The sequence below is a fragment of the Micromonospora sp. CNZ297 genome, from assembly GCF_007827625.1.
Genome location: NZ_VISU01000022.1, coordinates 92,407 through 112,816, shown reverse-complemented (window position 1 = coordinate 112,816; position 20,410 = coordinate 92,407). Strand labels below are relative to the sequence as shown.

19 protein-coding genes are annotated in these 20,410 nt (G+C 73.6%); 13 read left to right on the top strand and 6 right to left on the bottom strand.

The annotated features are described in order from the left end of the window. Positions 1–188: 188 nt before the first annotated feature. Both FB454_RS28730 and FB454_RS28725 read right to left on the bottom strand, forming a co-directional pair. Positions 189–1,160 carry an expansin EXLX1 family cellulose-binding protein gene (locus tag FB454_RS28730; RefSeq protein WP_013284385.1) on the bottom strand — a complete coding sequence of 324 codons (972 nt, stop codon included), beginning with the start codon at positions 1,158–1,160 and terminating at the stop codon, positions 189–191. Positions 1,161–1,214: 54 nt separating this feature from the next. Continuing rightward, positions 1,215–1,514, bottom strand: a complete 300-nt coding sequence (locus FB454_RS28725; protein WP_013474253.1) for a hypothetical protein — start codon at positions 1,512–1,514, stop codon at positions 1,215–1,217. 165 nt (positions 1,515–1,679) lie between these two features. On the opposite strand from FB454_RS28725, the gene FB454_RS28720 reads away from it, so the two are divergent. Both FB454_RS28720 and FB454_RS28715 read left to right on the top strand, forming a co-directional pair. Next, a complete protein-coding gene (locus FB454_RS28720) occupies positions 1,680–2,747 on the top strand; it encodes an LCP family protein (RefSeq protein ID WP_013284383.1) in 1,068 nt (355 codons plus the stop codon). A gap of 109 nt (positions 2,748–2,856) precedes the next feature. Then, positions 2,857–4,311, top strand: coding sequence for a sugar transferase (locus tag FB454_RS28715; protein WP_036310515.1), 1,455 nt, complete (start codon positions 2,857–2,859; stop codon positions 4,309–4,311). On the opposite strand, the gene rfbD is transcribed toward FB454_RS28715, so the two are convergent. After that, positions 4,308–5,174: a dTDP-4-dehydrorhamnose reductase gene (rfbD, locus tag FB454_RS28710; protein ID WP_145755030.1), complete on the bottom strand. Its 867-nt coding sequence runs from the start codon at positions 5,172–5,174 to the stop codon at positions 4,308–4,310. The two genes, FB454_RS28715 and rfbD, sit on opposite strands and share 4 nt — an antisense overlap. Further along, positions 5,171–6,172, bottom strand: a complete 1,002-nt coding sequence (gene rfbB / locus FB454_RS28705) for a dTDP-glucose 4,6-dehydratase (RefSeq protein WP_145755031.1) — start codon at positions 6,170–6,172, stop codon at positions 5,171–5,173. Before rfbB ends, rfbD begins: the two co-directional genes overlap by 4 nt. An 86-nt stretch (positions 6,173–6,258) precedes the next feature. Here rfbB and rfbA point away from each other — a divergent pair, with 86 nt between their 5' ends. Then, entirely contained in the window at positions 6,259–7,146 is an 888-nt protein-coding gene (rfbA, locus tag FB454_RS28700) for a glucose-1-phosphate thymidylyltransferase RfbA (protein WP_145823856.1), read from the top strand. Further along, complete coding sequence (rfbC, locus tag FB454_RS28695) at positions 7,143–7,751, top strand: dTDP-4-dehydrorhamnose 3,5-epimerase (protein ID WP_030270250.1); 609 nt, start codon at positions 7,143–7,145, stop codon at positions 7,749–7,751. The genes rfbA and rfbC overlap by 4 nt, the downstream gene beginning before the upstream one ends. Here rfbC and FB454_RS28690 read toward each other — a convergent pair. Further along, positions 7,697–8,434: a YveK family protein gene (locus FB454_RS28690; protein WP_145755032.1), complete on the bottom strand. Its 738-nt coding sequence runs from the start codon at positions 8,432–8,434 to the stop codon at positions 7,697–7,699. The two genes, rfbC and FB454_RS28690, sit on opposite strands and share 55 nt — an antisense overlap. Positions 8,435–8,568: 134 nt before the next feature. Here FB454_RS28690 and FB454_RS28685 point away from each other — a divergent pair, with 134 nt between their 5' ends. The 7 genes from FB454_RS28685 to FB454_RS28655 are packed head-to-tail and all read left to right on the top strand — an operon-like array spanning position 8,569 to position 16,560. Then, complete coding sequence (locus tag FB454_RS28685) at positions 8,569–9,804, top strand: hypothetical protein (RefSeq protein WP_145755033.1); 1,236 nt, start codon at positions 8,569–8,571, stop codon at positions 9,802–9,804. Between the two features lie 20 nt (positions 9,805–9,824). After that, complete coding sequence (locus FB454_RS28680; protein ID WP_486481572.1) at positions 9,825–10,658, top strand: glycosyltransferase; 834 nt, start codon at positions 9,825–9,827, stop codon at positions 10,656–10,658. After that, the gene (locus FB454_RS28675; RefSeq protein ID WP_145823855.1) at positions 10,655–11,749 is read left to right on the top strand and encodes a glycosyltransferase family 4 protein; all 1,095 of its coding nucleotides are present in this window, start codon (positions 10,655–10,657) and stop codon (positions 11,747–11,749) included. The genes FB454_RS28680 and FB454_RS28675 overlap by 4 nt, the downstream gene beginning before the upstream one ends. Continuing rightward, positions 11,736–13,067: a hypothetical protein gene (locus FB454_RS28670; protein WP_145823854.1), complete on the top strand. Its 1,332-nt coding sequence runs from the start codon at positions 11,736–11,738 to the stop codon at positions 13,065–13,067. The genes FB454_RS28675 and FB454_RS28670 overlap by 14 nt, the downstream gene beginning before the upstream one ends. Next, positions 13,064–13,981, top strand: a complete 918-nt coding sequence (locus tag FB454_RS28665) for a glycosyltransferase (RefSeq protein ID WP_145755037.1) — start codon at positions 13,064–13,066, stop codon at positions 13,979–13,981. Before FB454_RS28670 ends, FB454_RS28665 begins: the two co-directional genes overlap by 4 nt. Then, positions 13,981–14,820 (top strand): glycosyltransferase, encoded by an 840-nt coding sequence (locus FB454_RS28660; RefSeq protein WP_145755038.1) that lies wholly within the window; start codon positions 13,981–13,983, stop codon positions 14,818–14,820. The genes FB454_RS28665 and FB454_RS28660 overlap by 1 nt, the downstream gene beginning before the upstream one ends. A gap of 54 nt (positions 14,821–14,874) precedes the next feature. After that, entirely contained in the window at positions 14,875–16,560 is a 1,686-nt protein-coding gene (locus tag FB454_RS28655; RefSeq protein ID WP_486481569.1) for a glycosyltransferase family 39 protein, read from the top strand. Positions 16,561–16,575: 15 nt separating this feature from the next. On the opposite strand, the gene FB454_RS28650 is transcribed toward FB454_RS28655, so the two are convergent. Continuing rightward, the gene (locus tag FB454_RS28650) at positions 16,576–17,778 is read right to left on the bottom strand and encodes a hypothetical protein (RefSeq protein WP_013284369.1); all 1,203 of its coding nucleotides are present in this window, start codon (positions 17,776–17,778) and stop codon (positions 16,576–16,578) included. 114 nt (positions 17,779–17,892) lie between these two features. Between FB454_RS28650 and FB454_RS28645 the strand changes: the two genes are divergently transcribed. Together FB454_RS28645 and hutU are read left to right on the top strand one after the other, a co-directional pair. After that, positions 17,893–18,738, top strand: coding sequence for a MurR/RpiR family transcriptional regulator (locus FB454_RS28645; protein ID WP_145823853.1), 846 nt, complete (start codon positions 17,893–17,895; stop codon positions 18,736–18,738). 12 nt (positions 18,739–18,750) lie between these two features. Then, a complete protein-coding gene (gene hutU, locus FB454_RS28640) occupies positions 18,751–20,400 on the top strand; it encodes a urocanate hydratase (RefSeq protein WP_145823852.1) in 1,650 nt (549 codons plus the stop codon). Positions 20,401–20,410 lie beyond the last annotated feature (10 nt).

The window sequence follows — 20,410 nt, the reverse complement described above, 5'->3', positions numbered from 1 at the left end:
GCCGGATCAACGAAGAGCCACCCAAGTGATCACCAACGCCGAACCCTAACGGCAATCAGCCGAACCGATCACCACAGACATAGAAGCGTCTTGCACTTTCCGCCCCCGCAAAAGCCGCATCCAGGGCAGGTCGAGGGCCACAAGTGCAAGATCGGCGAGCTGAGGGCTCGGCAGGAGCCCTGGGCGGGTCAGGAGCAGGGCGCCTGGGTGGGAGGGGCGGCGGCTGCCTGCACCAGGGGTTCCGTTGCGGCTGAGGTGGGGGCGTCGGGGGTGGGCGACGGCGTGAGGAAGGTCGGAGGGCTGGGGGTGGGGGTCCTGGGTGTGGGGGTCGGCTTCTTCGGGGTGGGTCTGGGGGTGGCGGGATCGGCGCCGTACATGCGCGTCTTGCTGCGCTGCACCTGGCCGGGGAGCATCCGGATACCAGTTGCTGTCGCGCGGTGGCCGTACACGTCGGTGACCCGGATCTCGTACGGGCCGGGACCGGCCCCGGACGCGATCAGCCAGTAGTTGTAGTCCTGCCGCTGCGCCGCCCGCCACGAGCCGTTCTGCCGCACCTCGACCGAGCGCAACGGGTTGCCGTGGTCACCGACCAGGACGGCGAACCACCACTGCGACGAGCCCTCCTTCATGCGGAAGGTGAGCGGGCCGGACAGCCTCGGGTTCACCACCGCGCGGTAGCTGACCTTCACCACCCCCTGTACCGGGTCGGCGATCCGGGCGAACGCCTCGGCGGAGAGGTCGAGGTGACCGGGCGCGCACTCCGGGCACTGGTCCATCACCAGCACCCGGACGGTGCCGCGTGGGCCGGTGACGTCGAGGAAGCCGCCGCAGGAGGCGCCGGAGGCGTACTCGCTCGGGCCGAGCGCGACGTACATCCGGTCGGCGGGCGCAGCGGGCCGGGAGCAGTTGCCGCCGGCGCCCTCGGAGTCGTAGAAGGTGGCCTTGCCGCTGTGCGTCGCGCCGCCGACGGGCGGTGCGGCGCAGGCGGGGGCGGCGCCTCCGCGTACCGCGAGGGTCACCGCGACCGCGGCGGCGACTGTGACCAGACCGGCGGCGGCCAGGCGGCGACGGCGCGTGGCGGCGCGGCGACGACCGTCCGGGGCGGCGGGTCCGGGCGGGTCGCCGGCTGTCGGCGGGTGGGGTGCGGTGCCGTCGGTCACGCCGGTCGATGCTGCCGGACCGGCGTGCCGCCGGACAAGCGAACTAAGCGAAAGCTAAACCGGGCGCAGTGTACGGGCGGTGGAGACGACACCGGCCAGCCCGCCGGCGAGGTCGGGGTCCTGCCGCAGCGAGTCCTCCAGACGGACCCGCCAGACGCCGGTCTCGACCGGCAGCCGGGCGTCGCCGGCCCAGCGGACCCGGTCACGGGTCTCGTCCAGGGCCACCGCCGCCGCGGGGCCCATCAGGGCGCCGAGTTCGCCGCGCAGCCAGCCGAACAGGTGCTCGTCGTGGATCGCCCCGCCGATGACCCGGGCGGCGTCCCACGCCACCCGCGGTTGGTGGATAACCTGCATCTCGACTCCTCGGTCGATGTGGCATTCCTCACCATCATCGATCCGGCGGCCACCCGGCGGCAAGGCCCGGAACCGGCCACCTCGCCGCGGCGGTCCCGCGCCGCCGGGGCGTCACCGTCCGGGCGCGGGTCCACACGGTACGACGTGACTCAGTAGCATCGCGGCATGTCAGATCGCCACCAGCTCACCGATTCCGACCCGCGCGCGCAGGGCTCCGATGTGGAGCCGGGCGGGCCCGCGGAGGAGGAGCGGCCCCGGCGCCGCCGGGGCCGGCGGATCGCCCTGATCGTGCTGCTGGTGGTGGTGCTGCTGAGCGGCGGCACCGCCCTGGCCGGCGGCCTCTACTACCGCTCGGTCGACAAGTCGATCGAGCGGGTCGACGCCTTCGAGGGCGTGCCGGAGGAGTCGCGCCCGCAGGTCGAGGCCAAGGGCGCCATGAACATCATGATCCTGGGCAGTGACTCCCGCGACCCGGAGAGCACCGGCGGCTCGCGCAGCGACACGATCATCCTGGCCCACCTGCCGAAGGACCGGTCGAGCGCCCAGCTCATCTCGATCCCCCGCGACACCTGGACGGCCGTCCCGAAGTCGAAGGAGGGCCGCGGCGGTCGCGACGCGAAGATCAATGCCGCGTACGCCTGGGGCGGTGTGCCGCTGATGGTGCAGACGGTGGAGAAGTTCAGCGGCGTACGGGTGGACAACGTGGCGATGGTCGACTTCGCCGGCTTCAAGGAGATCATCGACGCGCTCGGCGGTGTCGAGATCGACGTGGAGAAGGGCTTCACCACGAAGTACTCGCTGATCGGCACGCGGACCTTCGAGAAGGGCCGGCAGACGATGGACGGGGCCGCCGCGCTGGACTACGCGCGGGAGCGGCACGCCTTCCCGGACGGCGACTTCGCGCGGATCCGGCACCAGCAGCAGGTGATCAAGGCGATTCTGGACAAGGCCGCCTCGGGCGGTGTGATGACCAACCCGGCCAAGCTCAACTCGTTCGTCCGTGCCACGTCCGACTCGGTTGCCGTCGACAAGTCACTGTCGCTGGTGGATCTGGCGATGGAGATGCGGGGCCTGCGCGGCGGCAACCTGACGTTCTTCACCTGCCCGGTCAAGGGCACCGGCCGGGTCGGCAGCGAGAGCGTCGTGTTCCCCGATCCGGCGCGCTCGAAGACGCTGTTCGACGCGGTGCGCCGCGACTCGGTCCCCGAGATCCTCGCCATCAGCGGAAAGTAGGACGTCGATCTGCCATGCCGGTGCTGGCGGCGGGGCGGGGTCGCTCGTATCCTGCGATCGCCGTCGGTCTCTGTATCCGGGCCGGCGGCGTCACGGGGGAGGATCGACCATGCCACGCCTGCCGGCGTTCGAGCATCCGTCTGCGCCGCCGTCCGGTGTGGCCATGAACAGGCCGATGGACAGCGGCATGGACACGACCACGGTGCTGCCGTACGCGGGGTCGCGGGCATCGACGCGTACCCGATGGTTGCGGGCCTGGATGGTGACCGCGCCCATCGACGTCGCGGCGCTGCTCACGCCGCTGCTGCTGACCCAGAACTACTGGCGTGGCACGTTGTTCAACGCCGCGCTCACCGTGGGCCTGTTCGCCGCGGGCGGGCTCTACCGGCCGCGCCGGCACATCAGCATCCTGGACGAACTGCCGAGCCTCGGCGGCCGGTTGCTGGCCTCCGGCGCGGTGGGGGCGATCATCGCAGCGCTGCGGCACGACTCGGTGCCGTACGTCAGCGGGTTCATGCGCGGCGTCGCGCTCTCCGCCGGCCTGGTGATCGTCGGGCGGGCGCTGAACAGCCGGCTCATCCTGCTGGCCCGCAAGCGCCGGTGGGTGGAGCACAACGCCATAGTCATCGGCGGCGGGCCGATCGGCGGCGAGCTGGCCCGGCTGCTGCGGCGCTACCCGCAGTACGGGCTGCGGTTCGTCGGCGCTGTCGACGCCCCGTCGCGGCCGCGGATCGGCGCGTTGCCGCTCATCGGCACGATCGACGACCTGGAGAAGCTCGCCGAGATGCTGGAGTGCGAGGTCCTGGTCATCGCGGACCCGGACTGCTCCGAGGCCGACCTGATGGAGTCGCTGCTGCGTCCGGCCAGTTCGCGCTGTGACCTGTGGGCGGTGCCGCGCCTGTGGGGGTCGCGGTCGCAGGGCGGCTACCCGGACCACATCGGCGCCATCCCGATCGTCAAGATCGGCGACACCACGCTCACCGGTCCCCGGTGGCGACTCAAGCGCGCCTCCGACGTGGTGTTCGCGGTGACCGCCCTGCTGGTGCTGAGCCCGCTGCTGCTGCTCTGCGTCGTCGCCACGTTCCTCGACGGCGGCCGGGGCGTGTTCTTCCGTCAGGAGCGCATCGGCCGGTACGGCAAGCCGTTCCACGTGATCAAGTTCCGGTCGATGCGCCCGGCCGACGAGCTCGAGTCGCAGACCACCTGGTCGATCGCGCACGACGAGCGGGTCGGCCCGATCGGGCGGTTCATGCGGCGGACCTCGCTGGACGAGCTGCCGCAGCTGTGGAACATCCTGCGCGGCGAGATGAGCGTGGTGGGGCCCCGGCCGGAGCGGCCGTACTTCGTGGAGAAGTTCTCCATGGAATACCCGAGGTACGCGATGCGGCACCGCGTACCGGTCGGACTCACCGGGCTCGCTCAGGTCAGCGGGCTGCGCGGGGACACGCCGATCTCGGACCGGGCGCGGTTCGACAACTACTACGTCGAGAACTGGTCGCTCTGGCTCGACATCAAGATCGTGCTGCGTACCGTCACCGAGGTCTTCCGGGGCGGCGGCCGCTAGCCGCGGTCGCCGGTCAGCGCCTGCGCCAGGTCCGCCCGCCAGTGGCCCGGCGGCGGCAGCTTCGCCGCCGCCCAGCGGCCGTGCGCCAGCACGCCGTACCGGGGGCGCGGCGCCGGGCGCGGGAAGCGGTCGCTCGTCGTCGGCCGGACCCGGTCCGGGTCGAGACCGCGCAGGGCGAAGACGGCGCGGGCCAGGCCGTACCAGGTGGTCTCGCCGGCGGCGGTGCCGTGGTACGTCCCGGGTGCCGCGTCGCCGGCGAGCGCCGCGTCGGCGAGCGCCACGAGACGCTCCGCGAACCGGTACGACCAGGTGGGCTGGCCGCGCTGGTCGTCCACCACGTCGAGCCGGTCGCGTTCGGCTGCCAGCCGCAGCATGGTGGTGACGAAGTTGTGCCCGTGGGTGGCGTAGAGCCAGGCGGTACGCACCACGTACCCGGTCTCCGGCAGCAGCCGGGCCACCGCCCGCTCCCCGGCGAGCTTGCTGCGCCCGTACGCGTTCACCGGGCCGGTCGGGGCGTCCTCCGGGTACGGCTCGGTGGCGTCGCCTGCGAACACGTAGTCGGTGGAGACGTGCACGAGGCGCGCGCCGGACCCGGCACAGGCGTGGGCCAGCGCGGCGACCGCGTCGCCGTTCACGGCTGTGGCGTCCCGCTCGCGGGTCTCGGCTCCGTCCACGTCGGTCCACGCGGCGGCGTTGAGCACCACGTCGTGGCCGCCCACCGCGTCCCGGACCGCGTGCGCGTCGGTGACGTCGAGGTCGGCGCGGCCGGCGGCGGTGACGGACAGGTCCGGCCGGGTCCGCAGCACGGCGAGCAGGTCCCGCCCGAGCATCCCGCCCGCGCCGGTGACCAGGATCCGGGTCATTCGGGGCCGGCCGTCTTCAACGGCTCCCACCAGGCCCGGTTGTCCCGGTACCAGCGGACCGTCTCGGCCAGGCCCCGGTCGAGGTCGATGCTCGGGGCGTACCCCAGCTCGCTACTGATCTTGCCGATGTCCAGCGAGTAGCGGCGGTCGTGGCCCTTGCGGTCGGTGACCGGCACGACCCGGTCCCAGCCCGCGCCGCACGCCGCCAGGAGCCGCTCGGTGAGCTGCCGGTTGGTCAGCTCGGTGCCGCCGCCGATGTGGTAGACCTCGCCGGCCCGACCCTTCTCCTGCACCATCGCCACGCCCCGGCAGTGGTCGTGCACGTGCAGCCAGTCCCGGACGTTGCCGCCGTCGCCGTAGAGCGGCACTGTGCCGCCGTCGAGCAGGTTGGTTACGAACAGCGGGACGACCTTCTCCGGGAACTGGTACGGCCCGTAGTTGTTGGAGCAGCGGGTCACCACGACGTCCAGGCCGTGGGTGCGGTGGTAGGACAGCGCCAGCAGGTCAGACCCGGCCTTCGACGCCGAGTACGGCGAGTTCGGCGCCAGCGGCCAGTCCTCCGTCCACGAGCCGGAGTCGATCGAGCCGTACACCTCGTCGGTCGAGACGTGCACGAACCGGCTGATGCCGTGCCGCAGCGCGGCGTCCAGCAGCGTCTGGGTGCCGAGCACGTTCGTGGTGACGAACGGTGCCGCGCCGGTGATCGAACGGTCCACGTGCGACTCGGCGGCGAAGTGGACGACCACGTCGTGGCCCGGCACCACCTCGTCGACCAGCGCCGGATCGCAGATGTCGCCGCGGACGAAGCGCAGCCGGGGGTCGTCGCGTACCGGTGCCAGGTTCGCCAGGTTGCCGGAGTAGGTGAGCTTGTCCAGCACGGTCAGCGCGGCCGGGTCCTCGACCGGCACCCCGGACGCGTCGCCGCCGGGCACGCCCAGCAGCATCCGCACGTACTCCGACCCGATGAAGCCGGCGCCGCCGGTGACGAGGATCCTCACGGATGGTGGAGTCTACGCCGTACCGGCAGCCCGGGCGGGACGTCGACGGGCCACGGGGGCGGCGGCGCCGCGGGTAGTCTCCGCGGGTGCGCGGAATCCTTCTCGCCGGTGGCACCGGATCCCGGCTCTGGCCGATGACCCGGGCCGTCTCGAAGCAACTGATGCCGGTGTTCGACAAGCCGATGGTCTACTACCCGCTCTCCACTCTGGTGATGGCCGGGGTGCGGGAAATCCTGGTGGTGACCACACCGGAGGACCGCACCCAGTTCGAGCGGCTGCTCGGCGACGGCAGCCAGTGGGGCCTGCGCCTGACGTACGCCGAGCAGCCCCGCCCGGAGGGCATCGCGCAGGCGTTCCTGCTCGGCGCCGACTTCGTCGGCGACGAGGCGGTGGCGCTGATCCTCGGCGACAACATCTTCCACGGTGTCGGGCTCGGACGGCAGCTCGCGCAGCACGGCGAACCGGCCGGTGGGCGGGTCTTCGCGTACCCGGTCGCGAACCCGCAGGACTACGGCGTGGTCGAGTTCGACGACGCCGGCCGGGTGCTGTCGATCGAGGAGAAGCCGGCCCGTCCCCGGTCCCGGTACGCGGTGCCGGGCCTCTACTTCTACGACAACCGGGTGGTCGACATCGCCCGCAAGCTGACGCCGAGCGTCCGGGGCGAGCTGGAGATCACCGCGATCAACGAGACGTACCGGGCGTGGGGCGAACTGACGGTGACGGTCCTCGACCGGGGCACCGCCTGGCTGGACACCGGCACGTTCACGTCGATGATGCAGGCCGCCGAGTTCGTCCGGGTGATCGAGGAGCGCCAGGGCATGAAGATCGGCTGTGTCGAGGAGGTCGCCTGGCGGTCCGGGCTGATCGACGACGAGCGGCTGCGGATGCTGGCCCATCCGCTGACGCGCAGCGGTTACGGTGAATACCTGCTGGGCCTGCTGGCCGAGCGGTCCGGTTCGGGGAGCGCGTCGTGAAGATCCGTCCGCTGAGCATCGAGGGCGCCTGGGAGGTGACCCCGCGCCGGCACGGCGACGCGCGGGGCCTGTTCCTGGAGTGGTACCGCTTCGACCGGCTCGCCGAGGCGGTCGGCCGTCCGCTGCGGCTGGCGCAGGCCAACCTGTCCGTCTCGGCGCGGGGCGTGGTGCGCGGCATCCACTTCGCCGACGTACCGCCCGGCCAGGCCAAGTACGTCACCTGCGTACGCGGGGCGGTGCTGGACGTGGTGGTGGACGTGCGGGCCGGCTCGCCGACGTACGGCCGGTGGGAGGCGGTACGCCTCGACGACACCGACCGGCGGGCCGTCTACCTGGCCGAAGGGCTGGGGCACGGGTTCTGCGCGCTCACCGACGACGCGACGCTCAGCTACCTCTGCTCCGCCACGTACAACCCGGCGGCCGAGCACACGGTACACCCGCTGGATCCGGACCTCGGGATCGACTGGCCGGCGGCGATGCCGCTGCTGTCCGAGCGGGATGCGGCAGCGCCACGCCTGGCCGAGGCGCGCGCCGCGGGTCTGCTGCCCGGCTACGACGCCTGCCGCTCCTTCACCGAAGCGTCGGCGACCCGGCCGTCGGTCTGACCCGGCACCCCGGCCGCACGGCGCACCGTCGTCGCCCAGAGCGCCCGCACGTCCGCGCTCACCGGAGTGCCGGCCCGGCGGTAGCCGAGCACCAACGCGATGCCGACCCCGAGCGCCAGGCCGCCGAGCGCACCGCCGAGGGCGTACCACTGCCACCGCACCGGCTCGGAACGCGGCGGCGGCGCGGCGGCCCGGACCACTGCGACGTGGGCCTTGAGGCCGAGCCCGGCGGGCGGCAGGTCGCGCTCGGCGATCCGTTGCAGTTCGGCGGCGAGCGCCGCGGCGATCGCCGCGGCGGTGCCGGCGGACCGGTCGGTGACCGCCACGTCGATCGCCAGGGAGTCGACGGTGGACGAGGCGACGACGCGGCCGGCCAGGTCGTCGGTGGTGTACGGCAGTCCGAGCGAGTCGATCACCGGGCGGGTCAGCCGGGGCGTGTTCATCATGGTGGCGTACGTCTTGACCCGCCGCTGCATCAGCCGGCCCGCCTCGTCGGCAGGCGGGCGGGGCTGCGGGGCGGCCGACTTCTCGGCGGCGAACGTGACGACCATCTGGGTCTCGGCCCGGTAGACCGGCGGTCGCCGTTCGGCGAGGACCCCGGTGAGCGCGCCGCACAGCAGCGTCAGCGCCAGCACGATCGGCCACCGCCTGCCGATCGTGTCGCGGAAGTGGGCGAGGTCCACGACGCGTCACCCTACCGGCGGCGGGAGGCCGCGGGCGTACCCGCCCGCCGGGTCCATTGCGCAGCGGCGCTCATGTCGGGTAGAACAGGCCCGCACACATCCGCGCATCTTGGGGGAAGACGAGTGGATTCCGCGTGGCCGGCTCGCGGCCGGTGCCGGCGCCTGGGCGCCGGGTGTTAGGCCGGGTCCGGCGGATCGTCTCCCCCGAGCGTCTCTATCTGGTCGCCCTGGGCCTGACCGGGCTCGCCGCGCTGGTGTCGGTGACGCTGCCGGCCGCCGAACGCGGTGAACTCGCGGCGAACATGGTGAGCGCCACCGTGGGCGCCGCGCTCGGCGGCCTGTCCGTGGACACGTTCCTGCTGTCCCGTCCGGCCGGCTGGATCATGTCGCGCGGTCGCCTGTGGATCGCCGGCATCCTCACCGTCTCACTCGGCCTCACCGCGCTGGCAGCGGCGCTGCTGACCACGCTCGCCGGGCTGGGCAGCCACCCGGTGGGCATCGGCGCGGGCTGCGCGCTCACCGTGTTCAACACGGCGGCCTCGCTCGGCCTGCGCCTCAAGCGGTTCTGGTTCGTCTACACCATGCGGGCGCTCGGCGGCGCGGTGCTGGTCGCCGGGTACGGGCTGCTCTGGCTGGGCCACCGGCTGGACGGTGGCCTGTGGAGTGTGCTGTGGCTGGGCGTCCAGGTCGCCACCGCCACCGTGCTCGGGGTCGCGGTGCTGGGCTGGGCGCGGCGGTTCGGGCCGGTGCCGGCGGCGACGGCGGGGCGCACGGAGTACCGCGCCGACCTGCTCGCCGTGGGCCGGCTGCACGTCGGGGTGTGCGCGCAGATGCTGACGTACCGGCTGAGCCAGGTCCTGGTGGCCCGCTTCGCCGGCGCGGGCGCGCTCGGCGTGTTCGCGCTGGCGGTGGCGGCGCTGGAGTTCGCGCAGTCCGGCGCGGTCGTACGGGCGCAGCGGATCCTGGCCGAGCGTGACCCGGACGCGATCGGCGACCACGGCCGCGAGGTCGTGAAGTCGGCGCTGCCGATCGCCGCGCTCGCCGTGATCGGCCTGGCGGTGCTCGGCGTGCTGGCGCCCGACTACCGCGACGCCTGGCTCTTCGGGCTGCTCCTGCTGCCCGGGACGCTGGCGTTGTCGGCCGGCAAGACGTGGAGCGCGGCGCTGCTCAAGCGCGCGGGCGAGCAGGCCACCACCGCCGTGGCCCTCGTCACCATGTCGGTGTCGGTGGTGCTGTACGTTCTGCTCATCCCGTGGGCCGGCGCGCTCGGCGCCGCGGTCGCGTCGTCGGTCGCCTACGGCGTCTACGCGTTGCGCACCCGGCAGCGACTCCAGCGGTCCACGCACCTCCTCGTCAATCGGATGGCCTAGCGGTGGACGTCTCAATCGTCGTGTTGACCTGGGAAGACTTCGAGCGCACCGACGGCTGCGTCCGCTCGCTGCCAGACGGTGTGGAAGCCGTCGTGGTGGACAACGGCAGCGCCGCCGAGATCAGCGACCGGCTGCGGGCCATGTGCGCCGAGACCGGCGCCCGGTACGTGCGCTCGGAGACGAACCTCGGCTACGCCAAGGGCATGAACCTCGGTGTCCGGCACAGCACCCGGTCCCGGGTGGTGCTGTCCAACAACGACATCCTGGTGCGGCCGGGCGCGATCGAGCGGCTGGTGGCCGAGCTGGACGACCCGGCGGTCGGCGCGGCGTTCCCGAAGGTGCTCGACGCGACCGGCCGGGACCAGACCGCCGCCGGCCGGTTCCTGACCGTGGGCACCGGACTCGCGCACGCCACCGGGCTCAGCCTGGTGTTCCCGAGGCTGCGGATCGTGGCCCCGCCGGAGCGCGGTGACTGGCTCTCCGGGCCGTTCGTGGCGATCCGGCGGGAGACGCTGGACCGGATCGGCGGGGTGGACGAGTCGTCGTTCTTCTACTCGGAGGACCTGCGGCTGTGCTGGGCGGTGCGCCGGCTGGGACTGCGCCTGGCGTACCTGCCGGACGCGGTGGTCACGCACGAGGACGACGCGAGCGCGAAGCGCCGGTGGGCGGCCGAGGAGATCTCCCGCCGGCAGACCCGGGAGTTCATCCGGGCCAGCCGTGAGCTGGCCGGGTGGCGGGGCACCGTGGCCTGCTCCGCGTACACGCTGGGGGTGCTCGCCCGGGCGGCGGTGGGCGGCGGGGCGGCGCGGCGGGCGATCGCCCGCGGCGCCCTGGAAGGCATGGGCGTCCGATGAGGGTGCTGTTCGTCTGCACCACCGGCGGGTCGGGGCGGCGGCAGCTCGGCGGCGCCGAGCGCTTCCTGATCGAGATGTTGCCGGCGCTCGCGGCCCGCGACGTCGACGTGGTCGCCGCCACGCCCGACGACGAGGTCGCGGCGGCGTTGCGGGAGGCGGGTGTGCCGTGGCGTCCGCTGGGCGCGGCCAAGCGGGTGGACCTCGGGTACGCGCGCGGCATCCGCGCCCTCGTCGAGGAGCTGCGACCGGACGTGGTGAGCGCGCACCTGCTCTCCGCCGCGATGCACGCCCGCGCCGGGCTGGGCGTGCGGGGCCGCCGCACGCCGCTCGTGGTGACGCTGCACAACAGCCTCTGGCAGTACCGCGACACGGCGGAGACGCTGCGCGCCAAGGCCGCGGTGCAGGCCAACATCAGCACCGACCTGATGTTCCGGCGGTTGCGGCCGCACGCGACGGTCGCGGTCTCCGGCTTCGAGGCTGACGAGCTCCGGGTAGGCGGGCGGATCCGCGACGTGCGGGTGATCCCGAACCCGCTGCCCGCCATCTGGCCGCAGGTGACCGACACCGGCGGCCTCGCGCCGGACGGCCCGGTGCGGGTCGGCTTCCTCGGCCGCCTGGAACGGGAGAAGGGCGCCGACCTGCTGGCGGACGTCGCCGCGGCGCTGCCGGACGTGGAGTTCCTGGTCGCCGGCGCGGGCACCGTCGAGGTCGAGGAGCGGCCGAACCTGCACCTGGTCGGCCGCGTCGACGCCGCGCCGTTCCTGCAACGGCTGCACTGCCTGCTGGTGCCGTCCCGGGTGGAGGCGTTCGGGCGCAGCGCCCTGGAGGCGATGTCGCTCGGCGTGCCGGTGGTGCACTCCGGCGCGGGCGGGCTGACCGAGGTGACAGCCGCCGGTGACGGTGTGCTCGCGTACCGGGCGGACCTGACGCCGCAGGCGCTGGCCGCCGCCGTGCGGACGGCCACCGACCCGGCCGCGTGGGACGAGCGGCGGCGCGAGCTGGCCCGGCGGTACGCGGACCGGCACTCGTTCGACGGATGCGTGGACGACTGGCACGACCTGTACCGGACGGTCGCCCGTGCCACCCGCTGAGCGACGCCTCTGGTCGGTCGGGATCCCGTTCGCGCTGGGCGCGGCCCTGCTGCTGGCCACGCTCGACGCCGGGCTCGCCGTCGCGCTCGCGCTGGCGGTCGGCACGCTGCTCGCCGCGCGCCTGCGGATGTGGGCGCTCGCCGCCTGCGCCGCCGTCTGGACCGCCGCACTGCTGGCCGTACGGGTGTTACCAGGCCCGTACGACTCCTGGGCCGGTCGCGGGGTGCTGCCGGTGCTCGCCGGGTACGTGACGGTCTTCCTGCTGGCCTGGGGGGTGGGCCGGCGGCTGATCGACAGGCGGGACGACGGCGAGCGGTCCCGTCCGGCGCTGTCCTGGCCGTCCGAGCGGCGCCTGCTGACGTACCTGTCCGTGCTGCTCGGCGTCGCTGTGGTGACCGCGGCGATCCGGTTCCGGGGCACGGTGCCGCCGCTGCTGGCCGACAACCCGGACGCCGCCCGGCAGGTGCTGCGCGAGCAGTCGAACCTGGTCATCGGGCTGCTGTCCGAGGCGTGGACGCTCGGCATGGCGGTGTCGCTGCTGCGCGCGTTGTCCGCGCGCGGCCGGGCGCTGCCGGTCTACTACGCGCTGACGGCTGTCTTCACCGTCGGGGCGGCGCTCGGCGCGAGCAAGAACTCGGTGCTGGTGGGCATCGCGCCCGCGCTGATCGCGGCGCTGTCGGTACGGCGTACCCGGGGGCGGGCCGCGTCGTTCCTGGCCGCGCGTACGCCGGTGGTGCTGCTGATCGGCGCGGTGGCGCTCGGCGCGGCGGTGTTCCTCGGCGGGCAGCGCACCATGGCCGGCACCGGCGCGTTCGAGACCGAGTTCCGGGCCCGCTACGGCAGCAACGCGCTGACCAGCAGCGCCGGGTCGCTGGACCTGTCGCTGAGTTCGTCCACCGAGACGTTCGGGCGGGTCTGGTCGCAGCGGGAGCACCTCAAACCCCGGTACGGCACGTACTCGCTGACGTTCCTCGGCTCCCGCGTCGAGCCGATCGTCGGCAAGGCGGACCTGTACGGGCTGACGTCCCAGCTCAGCCAGCCGTACCTGATGAACACGGCCACGTTCGTGGCCATCCCGCTGCTCGACTACGGCCCGCTGGGCGCGGTGTTCTTCCTGGCCGCGCTGGGGCTGGCGGTGGGCGCGACCGAACGGTGGTTCGAGTTCTCCCGCGCGCCGGCCGGGCAGCTGGCGCGGGCGTTCGTCGTCTACTTCGCGCTGTTCGGCGTCTACGAGCTGTATCCGCTGATCTATCCGACCTGGCTGAGCCTGGTGCCCGGCCTCTGGGTGCTGCACCGGCTGGGCAGGAGCACGGCATGACGTTCGACGGGCTCACAGTGGTCACCGTCCTCTACCGGTCCGCCGGCATGCTCGCCGAGACGTTGCCGACCTGGGTCCGCAGCGCCGGTGACCTGCCGGTCCGGTTCGTCTTCGCGGACAACTGGCCCTCCGACGGGTGCGCCGAGGTGATCGCCGGGCACCTGCCGGCCGACCGGTACGCGTACCTGCCCGACTCCACCAACCCGGGTTTCGCGGCCGGCTGCAACCGGGGTGCGGCGACGGTCACCACGAGCCACCTGCTCCTGCTGAACCCGGACGTGTGGCTGCCCGACGACGCGCTGGCCCGGATCTGCGCCGCCGTCGCCGCCGACCCGGACGCCCCGCTCGCTGTCGGCCTCGCCATGCACGGCGGCGAGTACGTGGGCATCGACCTGAACCCGGTGTCGCTGTTCATCGACAGGCGGTCCGCCGCCGGCCGTGCCCCGCTCGGCCCGTCCGGCGGCGCGGCGGTCTTCCCGGCCGCGCTGTACCGGCGCTTCGGCGGCTTCGACGAGCACCTGTTCGCCTGGGGTGAGGACGCCGACCTGGCGTTCCGGCTCTACGCCTCCGGGCTGCGCACGCGCGGGCTGGACGTGGTGCTGCCGCACGCGGGCGGCCACAGCGTGGACGGCGACGACCGGTTGCAGGGGTTCCGGGCGTTCCTGCTGGCCCGCAACCGGCTGCTGGTCGCGTCCCGCACGTTCACCTGGCCGCTGCTGCTCGTGGCGGTGCCGGTGCTGGCGCTCGCACACCTCGCGCTCGCCGCCCGGCGGATCCGGCAGGGCCTGCTGCGCCCGTTCCTGCGCGGCATCGGACGCGGGCTGGCCGAAGGGCCGGCGGCCCGCCGCCGCTGGTCCGGGCCACGGTTCGGGTTCGCGTCCCTGCTCGGCTACCTGACCGCTCGGAGGGCGTGATGACGGCACAGCCGTGGACAGTGGTGACTGTCAGCTATCACTCGGCGGACACGCTGCGCCGCTGCTGGCACGGTCCGAAGCCGTACGAGTGGCTGGTGGTCGACAACGCCTCGGCCGACGACTCGGCGGCGGTCGCCGAGGAGCTGGGCGCGCGGGTGATCCGGCTGCCGGAGAACGTCGGTTTCTCCCGCGCCAACAACGTCGCGTTGCGCGAGGCGACCGGCCGGTACGTGCTGTTCGCCAACCCGGACCTGGAGGTGCGCCCGGACGACCTGGACGTGCTGGCCCGGCACCTGGACACGCACGGCGGACTGGTCGCGCCGCAACTGCTCGGCACCGACGGCACACCGCAGGCCAACGGGCGCGGCTTCCCGTACGCGACGGCGAAACTCGGCAACCGGAAGGTGTGGCCGCTGTCCCGGCTGCACGCCGCGTACCGGCTGGTGGCCGCGCCCGGCGAGACGCGCCACGTGGCCTGGGTGATGGGCGCGGCGGTGGCCGGCCGGACCGCCGACGTCACCGAGCTGGGCGGATGGAACGAGCGATTCTTCCTCTACTACGAGGATCACGAGCTGGGGCTGCGCGCCTGGCGTAACGGGATGCCGGTGGCGGTGCTCGGTGACGTGCGGTGGACCCACCACTGGGCGCGCGCGACCAACTCGGTGCGCTGGTCCCGGGCGCACACGCTGGAGCTGCGCAGCGCCCGGACGTTCTTCGGCATGTTCCCGGAGTTCCTGGTCGGCCTGCCGCGACCGGCACGCCGGCACCGCCGGGCCGCCGGGCTGGTCGGCACGGCGGTCTCCGCCACTCCGTCCACGCCGGACCGCGCCGGCCAGTGATCGAAGCCGGTCGCGGGGCCGCTGACGTGAATGACGCTTTGATACCGTCTCGCCGTGTCCGTGACACGCCCGGCCTTCTCCCCCTCGATGGCGCCCGCGTCGGCGACGCCGGTGCCGTCGCGGCCGGGCACGCCGGTGGCGCTCGTCGCGCTCGCGTGGGACCGGCTGAGCCGGTCCCCGTACTGGTCCGTCGCGGGCCTGCTCGTCGCGCTGGGCGCCGTGCTGCGGATCCGGCAGTGGGCGTACGCGCGCAGCTTCTGGAGCGACGAGCTGTACGTGGCGCACAACATCCGGGAGCGCGGCTACCTGGACCTGTTGCAGCCGCTGGCGTTCAGCCAGTCGGCGCCGCCCGGCTGGCTGTGGCTGGAACGGTTCGCGTTCGAGCAGTTCGGCGACGGTGAGCGGGCACTGCGGCTGGTGCCGCTGCTGTTCGGGCTGGCGCTGCTGCCGCTCGTGGCGTGGCTCGGCCGGGCACTCCTGCCGCCGCTCGCCGCGCTGGCGGCGCTGCTGCTGGTCGCCGTCGCGCCGTTCCTCATCGGCTACTCCAACGAGCTGAAGCAGTACAGCGCCGAGGCGTTCGGCGTCACGCTCGTGGTCGGGCTGGCGTTGCTGCTCGTCCGGACCGGCCCGACCTGGGCCGGGTCGGCGGTGTTCTGGTCGGCCGCGGCGGTCATGGCGTTCGTCAGCACCCTGTCCATTCCGGTCACCGGCGCGCTCAGCGTGCTGCTGGGCGGGTATGCGCTGTCCCGCCCGGATCGGCAGTGGGCGAGCAGGTGGCGTGAACTGGGCCGGTTCCTCGCCCCGGCGCCGGCCTGGGGCGTGGTCGCGCTCGTGGTCTACGTGCTGTTCCTGGCGCCGGGACTCGCCGATCCGCAGCTCGCCGCGTACTGGCGGGCGAAGTCGATCTATCCGGCGCACTCGCTCACCGACCTGGCCGCCACAGTGGAATGGCTCGCGGCGACGTACCGGAGTCTCGCCACAGTGCCGTTCGTGGCCTGGTCGGCGTGGGTCGTCGTACCGCTGCTGGTGCTGGGCACGGCCGCCGGGCTGCGCCGGCTCTCCACTGTGGCGGTGCTGGTCCTGCTCACGCCCCTGACGGCCGGGCTGGCCGGCGCGGCCGTGTCGGTCTACCCGTTCAACGGCCGGCTGGCGCTCTACGCGGTGCCGGCCTGCCTGCTGCTCGCCGCGCTCGCCGTCGCACCGCCACCGATGCGGGCCGGCCTGCCCGCCCGGATCAGATGGCTGGTCGGGGTGGTGCTCCTGCTCGCGCTCGCCGTTCCGCAGCTGGCCACCGCAGTGGTGGCGACTGTGCATCCGGCGCGGGCCTTCGCCCAGGGCGGCGGCGCGAACGCTGTCGACTACCGGGGCGCGCTGGGCTACCTGGACGACAAACGCCGCCCGGGTGACCTGGTGCTGGCCACCACGGTCTCGTGGAACGCCCAGGCGTGGTACGGCCCGGCGGCGGACGCCTATGTGGTCGCGGCCGGCCCCGGCGGGTGCCCGGGGCGGACCGTGTCGGCGTTGCTGCCCGGACGATCCCGGGTCTGGCTGTTCCAGGCCACCGACTGGGCCGACGGGGCGAACCGGGACGTCATCGTCCGGCTCGGCGGCAGCGGCGTGGCGGTCACCGAGCGGCAGTTCAGCGGGGCGCGCGTGGTCCGCTTCGACCTGGCCGCGGGCGTCACCAAGGGCAGCGACGTCTGCCTGGTGCCGCCGCCGAACGGCGCCCGCGTCCGCTAGCGGGCGCGCGGCGTCCTAGCTGTGCCGCTGCCAGAGGTCGCGCAGGGCGTCCCAGTTGCCGCCGAGCCCGGCGCCGCACGGCGTCTCCATGTAGATCGCGCTCGTGTTGTCGTCGCGGCCCCACCAGATGCCGCAGACCGGGCGGCCGTCCTGGCCGTTGCCGGCGTACTCGACGTAGCTGCCCTGCGCCCCGCTGACGCCGCCGGTGGCCGGTCCGGCCTCCCGCATGCCCGGCGCGAGCGCTCGGCCGATGATGCCCATCTGCTGGCGGAAGGCGCGCGCCGCCTCCTTCTTCTCGGCCGACTCGTACTCGGCGAAGTGCACCGACACGCCCAGGTAGCGGCAGAAGACGTGCTGCTTCTCGCCCGCGGCGAGCCCGGGGCCGCTCTTCTCGGTGTTGATCGCGCAACCGCCCACCCCGTCGAGCCACGGCTCGGCGATCGGCATGAGCGTGGCGTCGAACTTCGCCTTGTTCAGCGACTGCTGGGTGGCCTCGTAGAGCGCCGGGGAGGCGCTGGCCGCCGGAGTGGACGGTTCGCCACCGTCGGCGAGCGACCGTCCGGCGAGCAGACCGGCGCCGCCGGCCAGCACCGCCGCCATGACCAGACCTCCGATCCACAGGCCGGTACGGCTCTTGGGCGGGCGGGCGACCGGTGCGATCCGGGGACCGCCGGTCGGCACGAGCGGATCCGGGGCGGTGGCCTGGGCCGGGATCGCCGGCACCGGCATGCCCGGCGACACCGGCATGCCGGGCGACACCGGCGCGCCGGACGAGACGGGCGCGCCGGAGACCGGCTGCTGCGGCGTCATCGCCCACGGCTGCGGGCTCCACGGCAACTGCGGCGGGGACGAGACCTGCTGCGGCGGCGCGGACACCGGCGGGGGCGGCGGGAGGATCTCGGCGGTGGCGGTGCGCTGGTAGTCCATGCCCAGGCTGCGGAACAGCCGCTCGGCCGCGCCGTCCTCTTCGGACGGGTACGCCACCCAGGGCTGGCCGGCGGCGAAGTCGGAGTTGACGTACCGGTGGCCGCCGGGCGTCTGGGCCAGCACGTTCGCCGCGTTGGTGAACGCCTCGCGCCAGCGCTGGTCACCGGCTGCGGCGCCGTCCAGAACCGCCACGGTCAGCGCGCGGTCCTGCCCGTCGAGCGCGGCCCAGGCCCTGCCGACCTGGCACTCGCCCAGCACCTCGGTGAACCTGTACGGACCTTCCGGCTGCATGCCCCACTCCTCTGCTCACCCGCCGTGCGGATAGTACAGAGAGCACGCCCGTCGGATCTCCCTGCGGTCGGGCCACGCTTGCGCTCTGAAAGTTTTCATGCATAGAGTCAGCCCGTGAATGAAAGCGGTGCGGCCTCCCCTGACCGCCTGCTCGACCTCTTCCACGGCGTACGGCTCACCCCGACCCAGCGCCGCATCGCCCACTGCCTGGTGCGGCACGCGGGCGCGGCGGCGTACCTGTCCGCCGCCGAGGTGGCCGAGCTGGCAGGCGTCAGCCAGCCGTCGGTGACCCGGTTCGCCATGGCGCTCGGGCACGACGGCTACCCCGCGCTGCGCCGCCGCCTGCGGGAACTCACTGTCACCGGGTCGGCCGAACCGGCCGCCGGCAACGCCCTGCAACGGGCGGTGCACGCCGAGCGGGACAATCTCGACCGGCTCGCCGCTCAGCTCGCCGACGCCGGCCGGGTCGCCGAGGTGGGGAAGCTGCTCGCGGCCAGCCGTCCACTGCCGGTGCTCGGGCTGCGAGCCGCCGCGCCGCTCGCCGCGTACTTCGCGTACTTCGCCGCCAAGGTGCACCCGGACGTGCGGGTGCTCGACGACGGCGGCAGCATGCTGGTCGACCGCCTGGACCAGGCGGTCGCGGCCGGCGCGACGGCGATGCTGGCGTTCGTGCTGCCCCGCTACCCCCGCGAGACCCTGGACGCGCTGCGCGAGGCCCGGGACGCCGGGCTGACGGTCGTGGCGATCACCGACTCGCCGGTGAGCCCGGCCACCGAGCACGCCGAGGTGGTGCTGCCCGCCGCCGTCGGCGCCGACCTGGTCTTCGATCTGCACACCGCACCGATGACGCTGGCCATGGTGGTGCTCCAGGCGATCTGCGACGCCGCACCGGCCGAGACCCAGAACCGGCTCGAGGCGTTCGAGTCGTCCGCCGCCCGCCGCCAGTTGTTCCTCGGCTGAGAGGAGTACGAGATGCACCAGCCCGTCCGCGCCGCCCGCGGCACCGCACGCACCGCGAAGGGGTGGCCCCAGGAGGCCGCCCTGCGGATGCTGATGAACAATCTCGACCCCGAGGTGGCCGAGCGCCCCGAGGACCTGGTGGTCTACGGGGGCACCGGCAAGGCGGCCCGGGACTGGCCGTCGTACCACGCGCTGGTGCGGACGCTGACCGAGCTGCGCGACGACGAGACGATGCTCGTGCAGTCCGGCCGCCCGGTCGGGGTGATGCGCACCCACGAGTGGGCGCCGCGCGTGCTGCTGGCCAACTCCAACCTGGTCGGCGACTGGGCCACCTGGCCGGAGTTCCGCCGCCTGGAGTCGCTGGGCCTGACCATGTACGGGCAGATGACGGCCGGTTCCTGGATCTACATCGGCACCCAGGGCATCCTCCAGGGCACGTACGAGACGTTCGCCGCTGTCGCCGAGAAGCGGTTCGGCGGCACGCTCGCCGGCACGCTGACGCTCACCGCCGGATGCGGCGGCATGGGCGGCGCGCAGCCGCTCGCGGTCACCATGAACGGCGGTGCCTGCCTGATCGTGGACGTCGACCGGTCCCGGCTGGAGCGGCGGGCGCACGACCGCTACCTCGACGAGATCGCCGACTCGCTTGACGACGCGGTCGAGCGGGCGCTCGCCGCGAAGCGGGACCGGCGGGCCCTGAGCGTCGGTGTGGTCGGCAACGCCGCCACCGTCTTCCCCGAGCTGCTGCGCCGGGGCGTCGCCATCGACATCGTGACCGACCAGACCAGCGCGCACGACCCGCTGTCGTACCTGCCGGAGGGCGTGGACCTCGGCGACGCGCGGGACTACGCGGCGGCCGAGCCGGCCGAGTTCACCGACCGGGCGCGGGCGTCGATGGCGAAGCACGTGGAGGCGATGGTCGGCTTCCTCGACGCGGGCGCCGAGGTCTTCGACTACGGCAACTCGATCCGGGGCGAGGCCGAGCTCGGCGGATACGAGCGGGCGTTCGACTTCCCCGGGTTCGTGCCCGCATACATCCGGCCGCTGTTCTGCGAGGGCAAGGGCCCGTTCCGCTGGGCCGCGCTCTCCGGCGACCCGAAGGACATCGCCGCCACCGACCGGGCCATCCTCGACCTGTTCCCGGAGAACGAGTCCCTCGCCCGGTGGATCCGGATGGCCGGCGAGCGGGTCGCGTTCCAGGGCCTGCCGGCGCGGATCTGCTGGCTCGGCTACGGCGAACGTGACCGCGCCGGGGTGCGGTTCAACGAGATGGTGGCCTCCGGCGAGCTGAGCGCGCCGGTGGTGATCGGCCGGGACCACCTCGACTGCGGCAGCGTGGCCAGCCCCTACCGGGAGACCGAGGCGATGGCCGACGGCTCCGACGCGATCGCCGACTGGCCGCTGCTGAACGCGCTCGTCAACACCGCCAGCGGCGCGTCCTGGGTGTCCATCCACCACGGCGGCGGCGTCGGTATCGGCCGGTCCATCCACGCCGGGCAGGTCTGCGTGGCCGACGGCAGCGCCCTGGCCGGGCAGAAGATCGAGCGGGTGCTCACCAACGACCCGGCGATGGGCGTGATCCGGCACGTCGACGCCGGCTACGACGACGCCCGCGAGGTCGCCGGGCGCACCGGCGTCCGCGTCCCGATGGCCGAAGCGTAAGGAAGGGCCC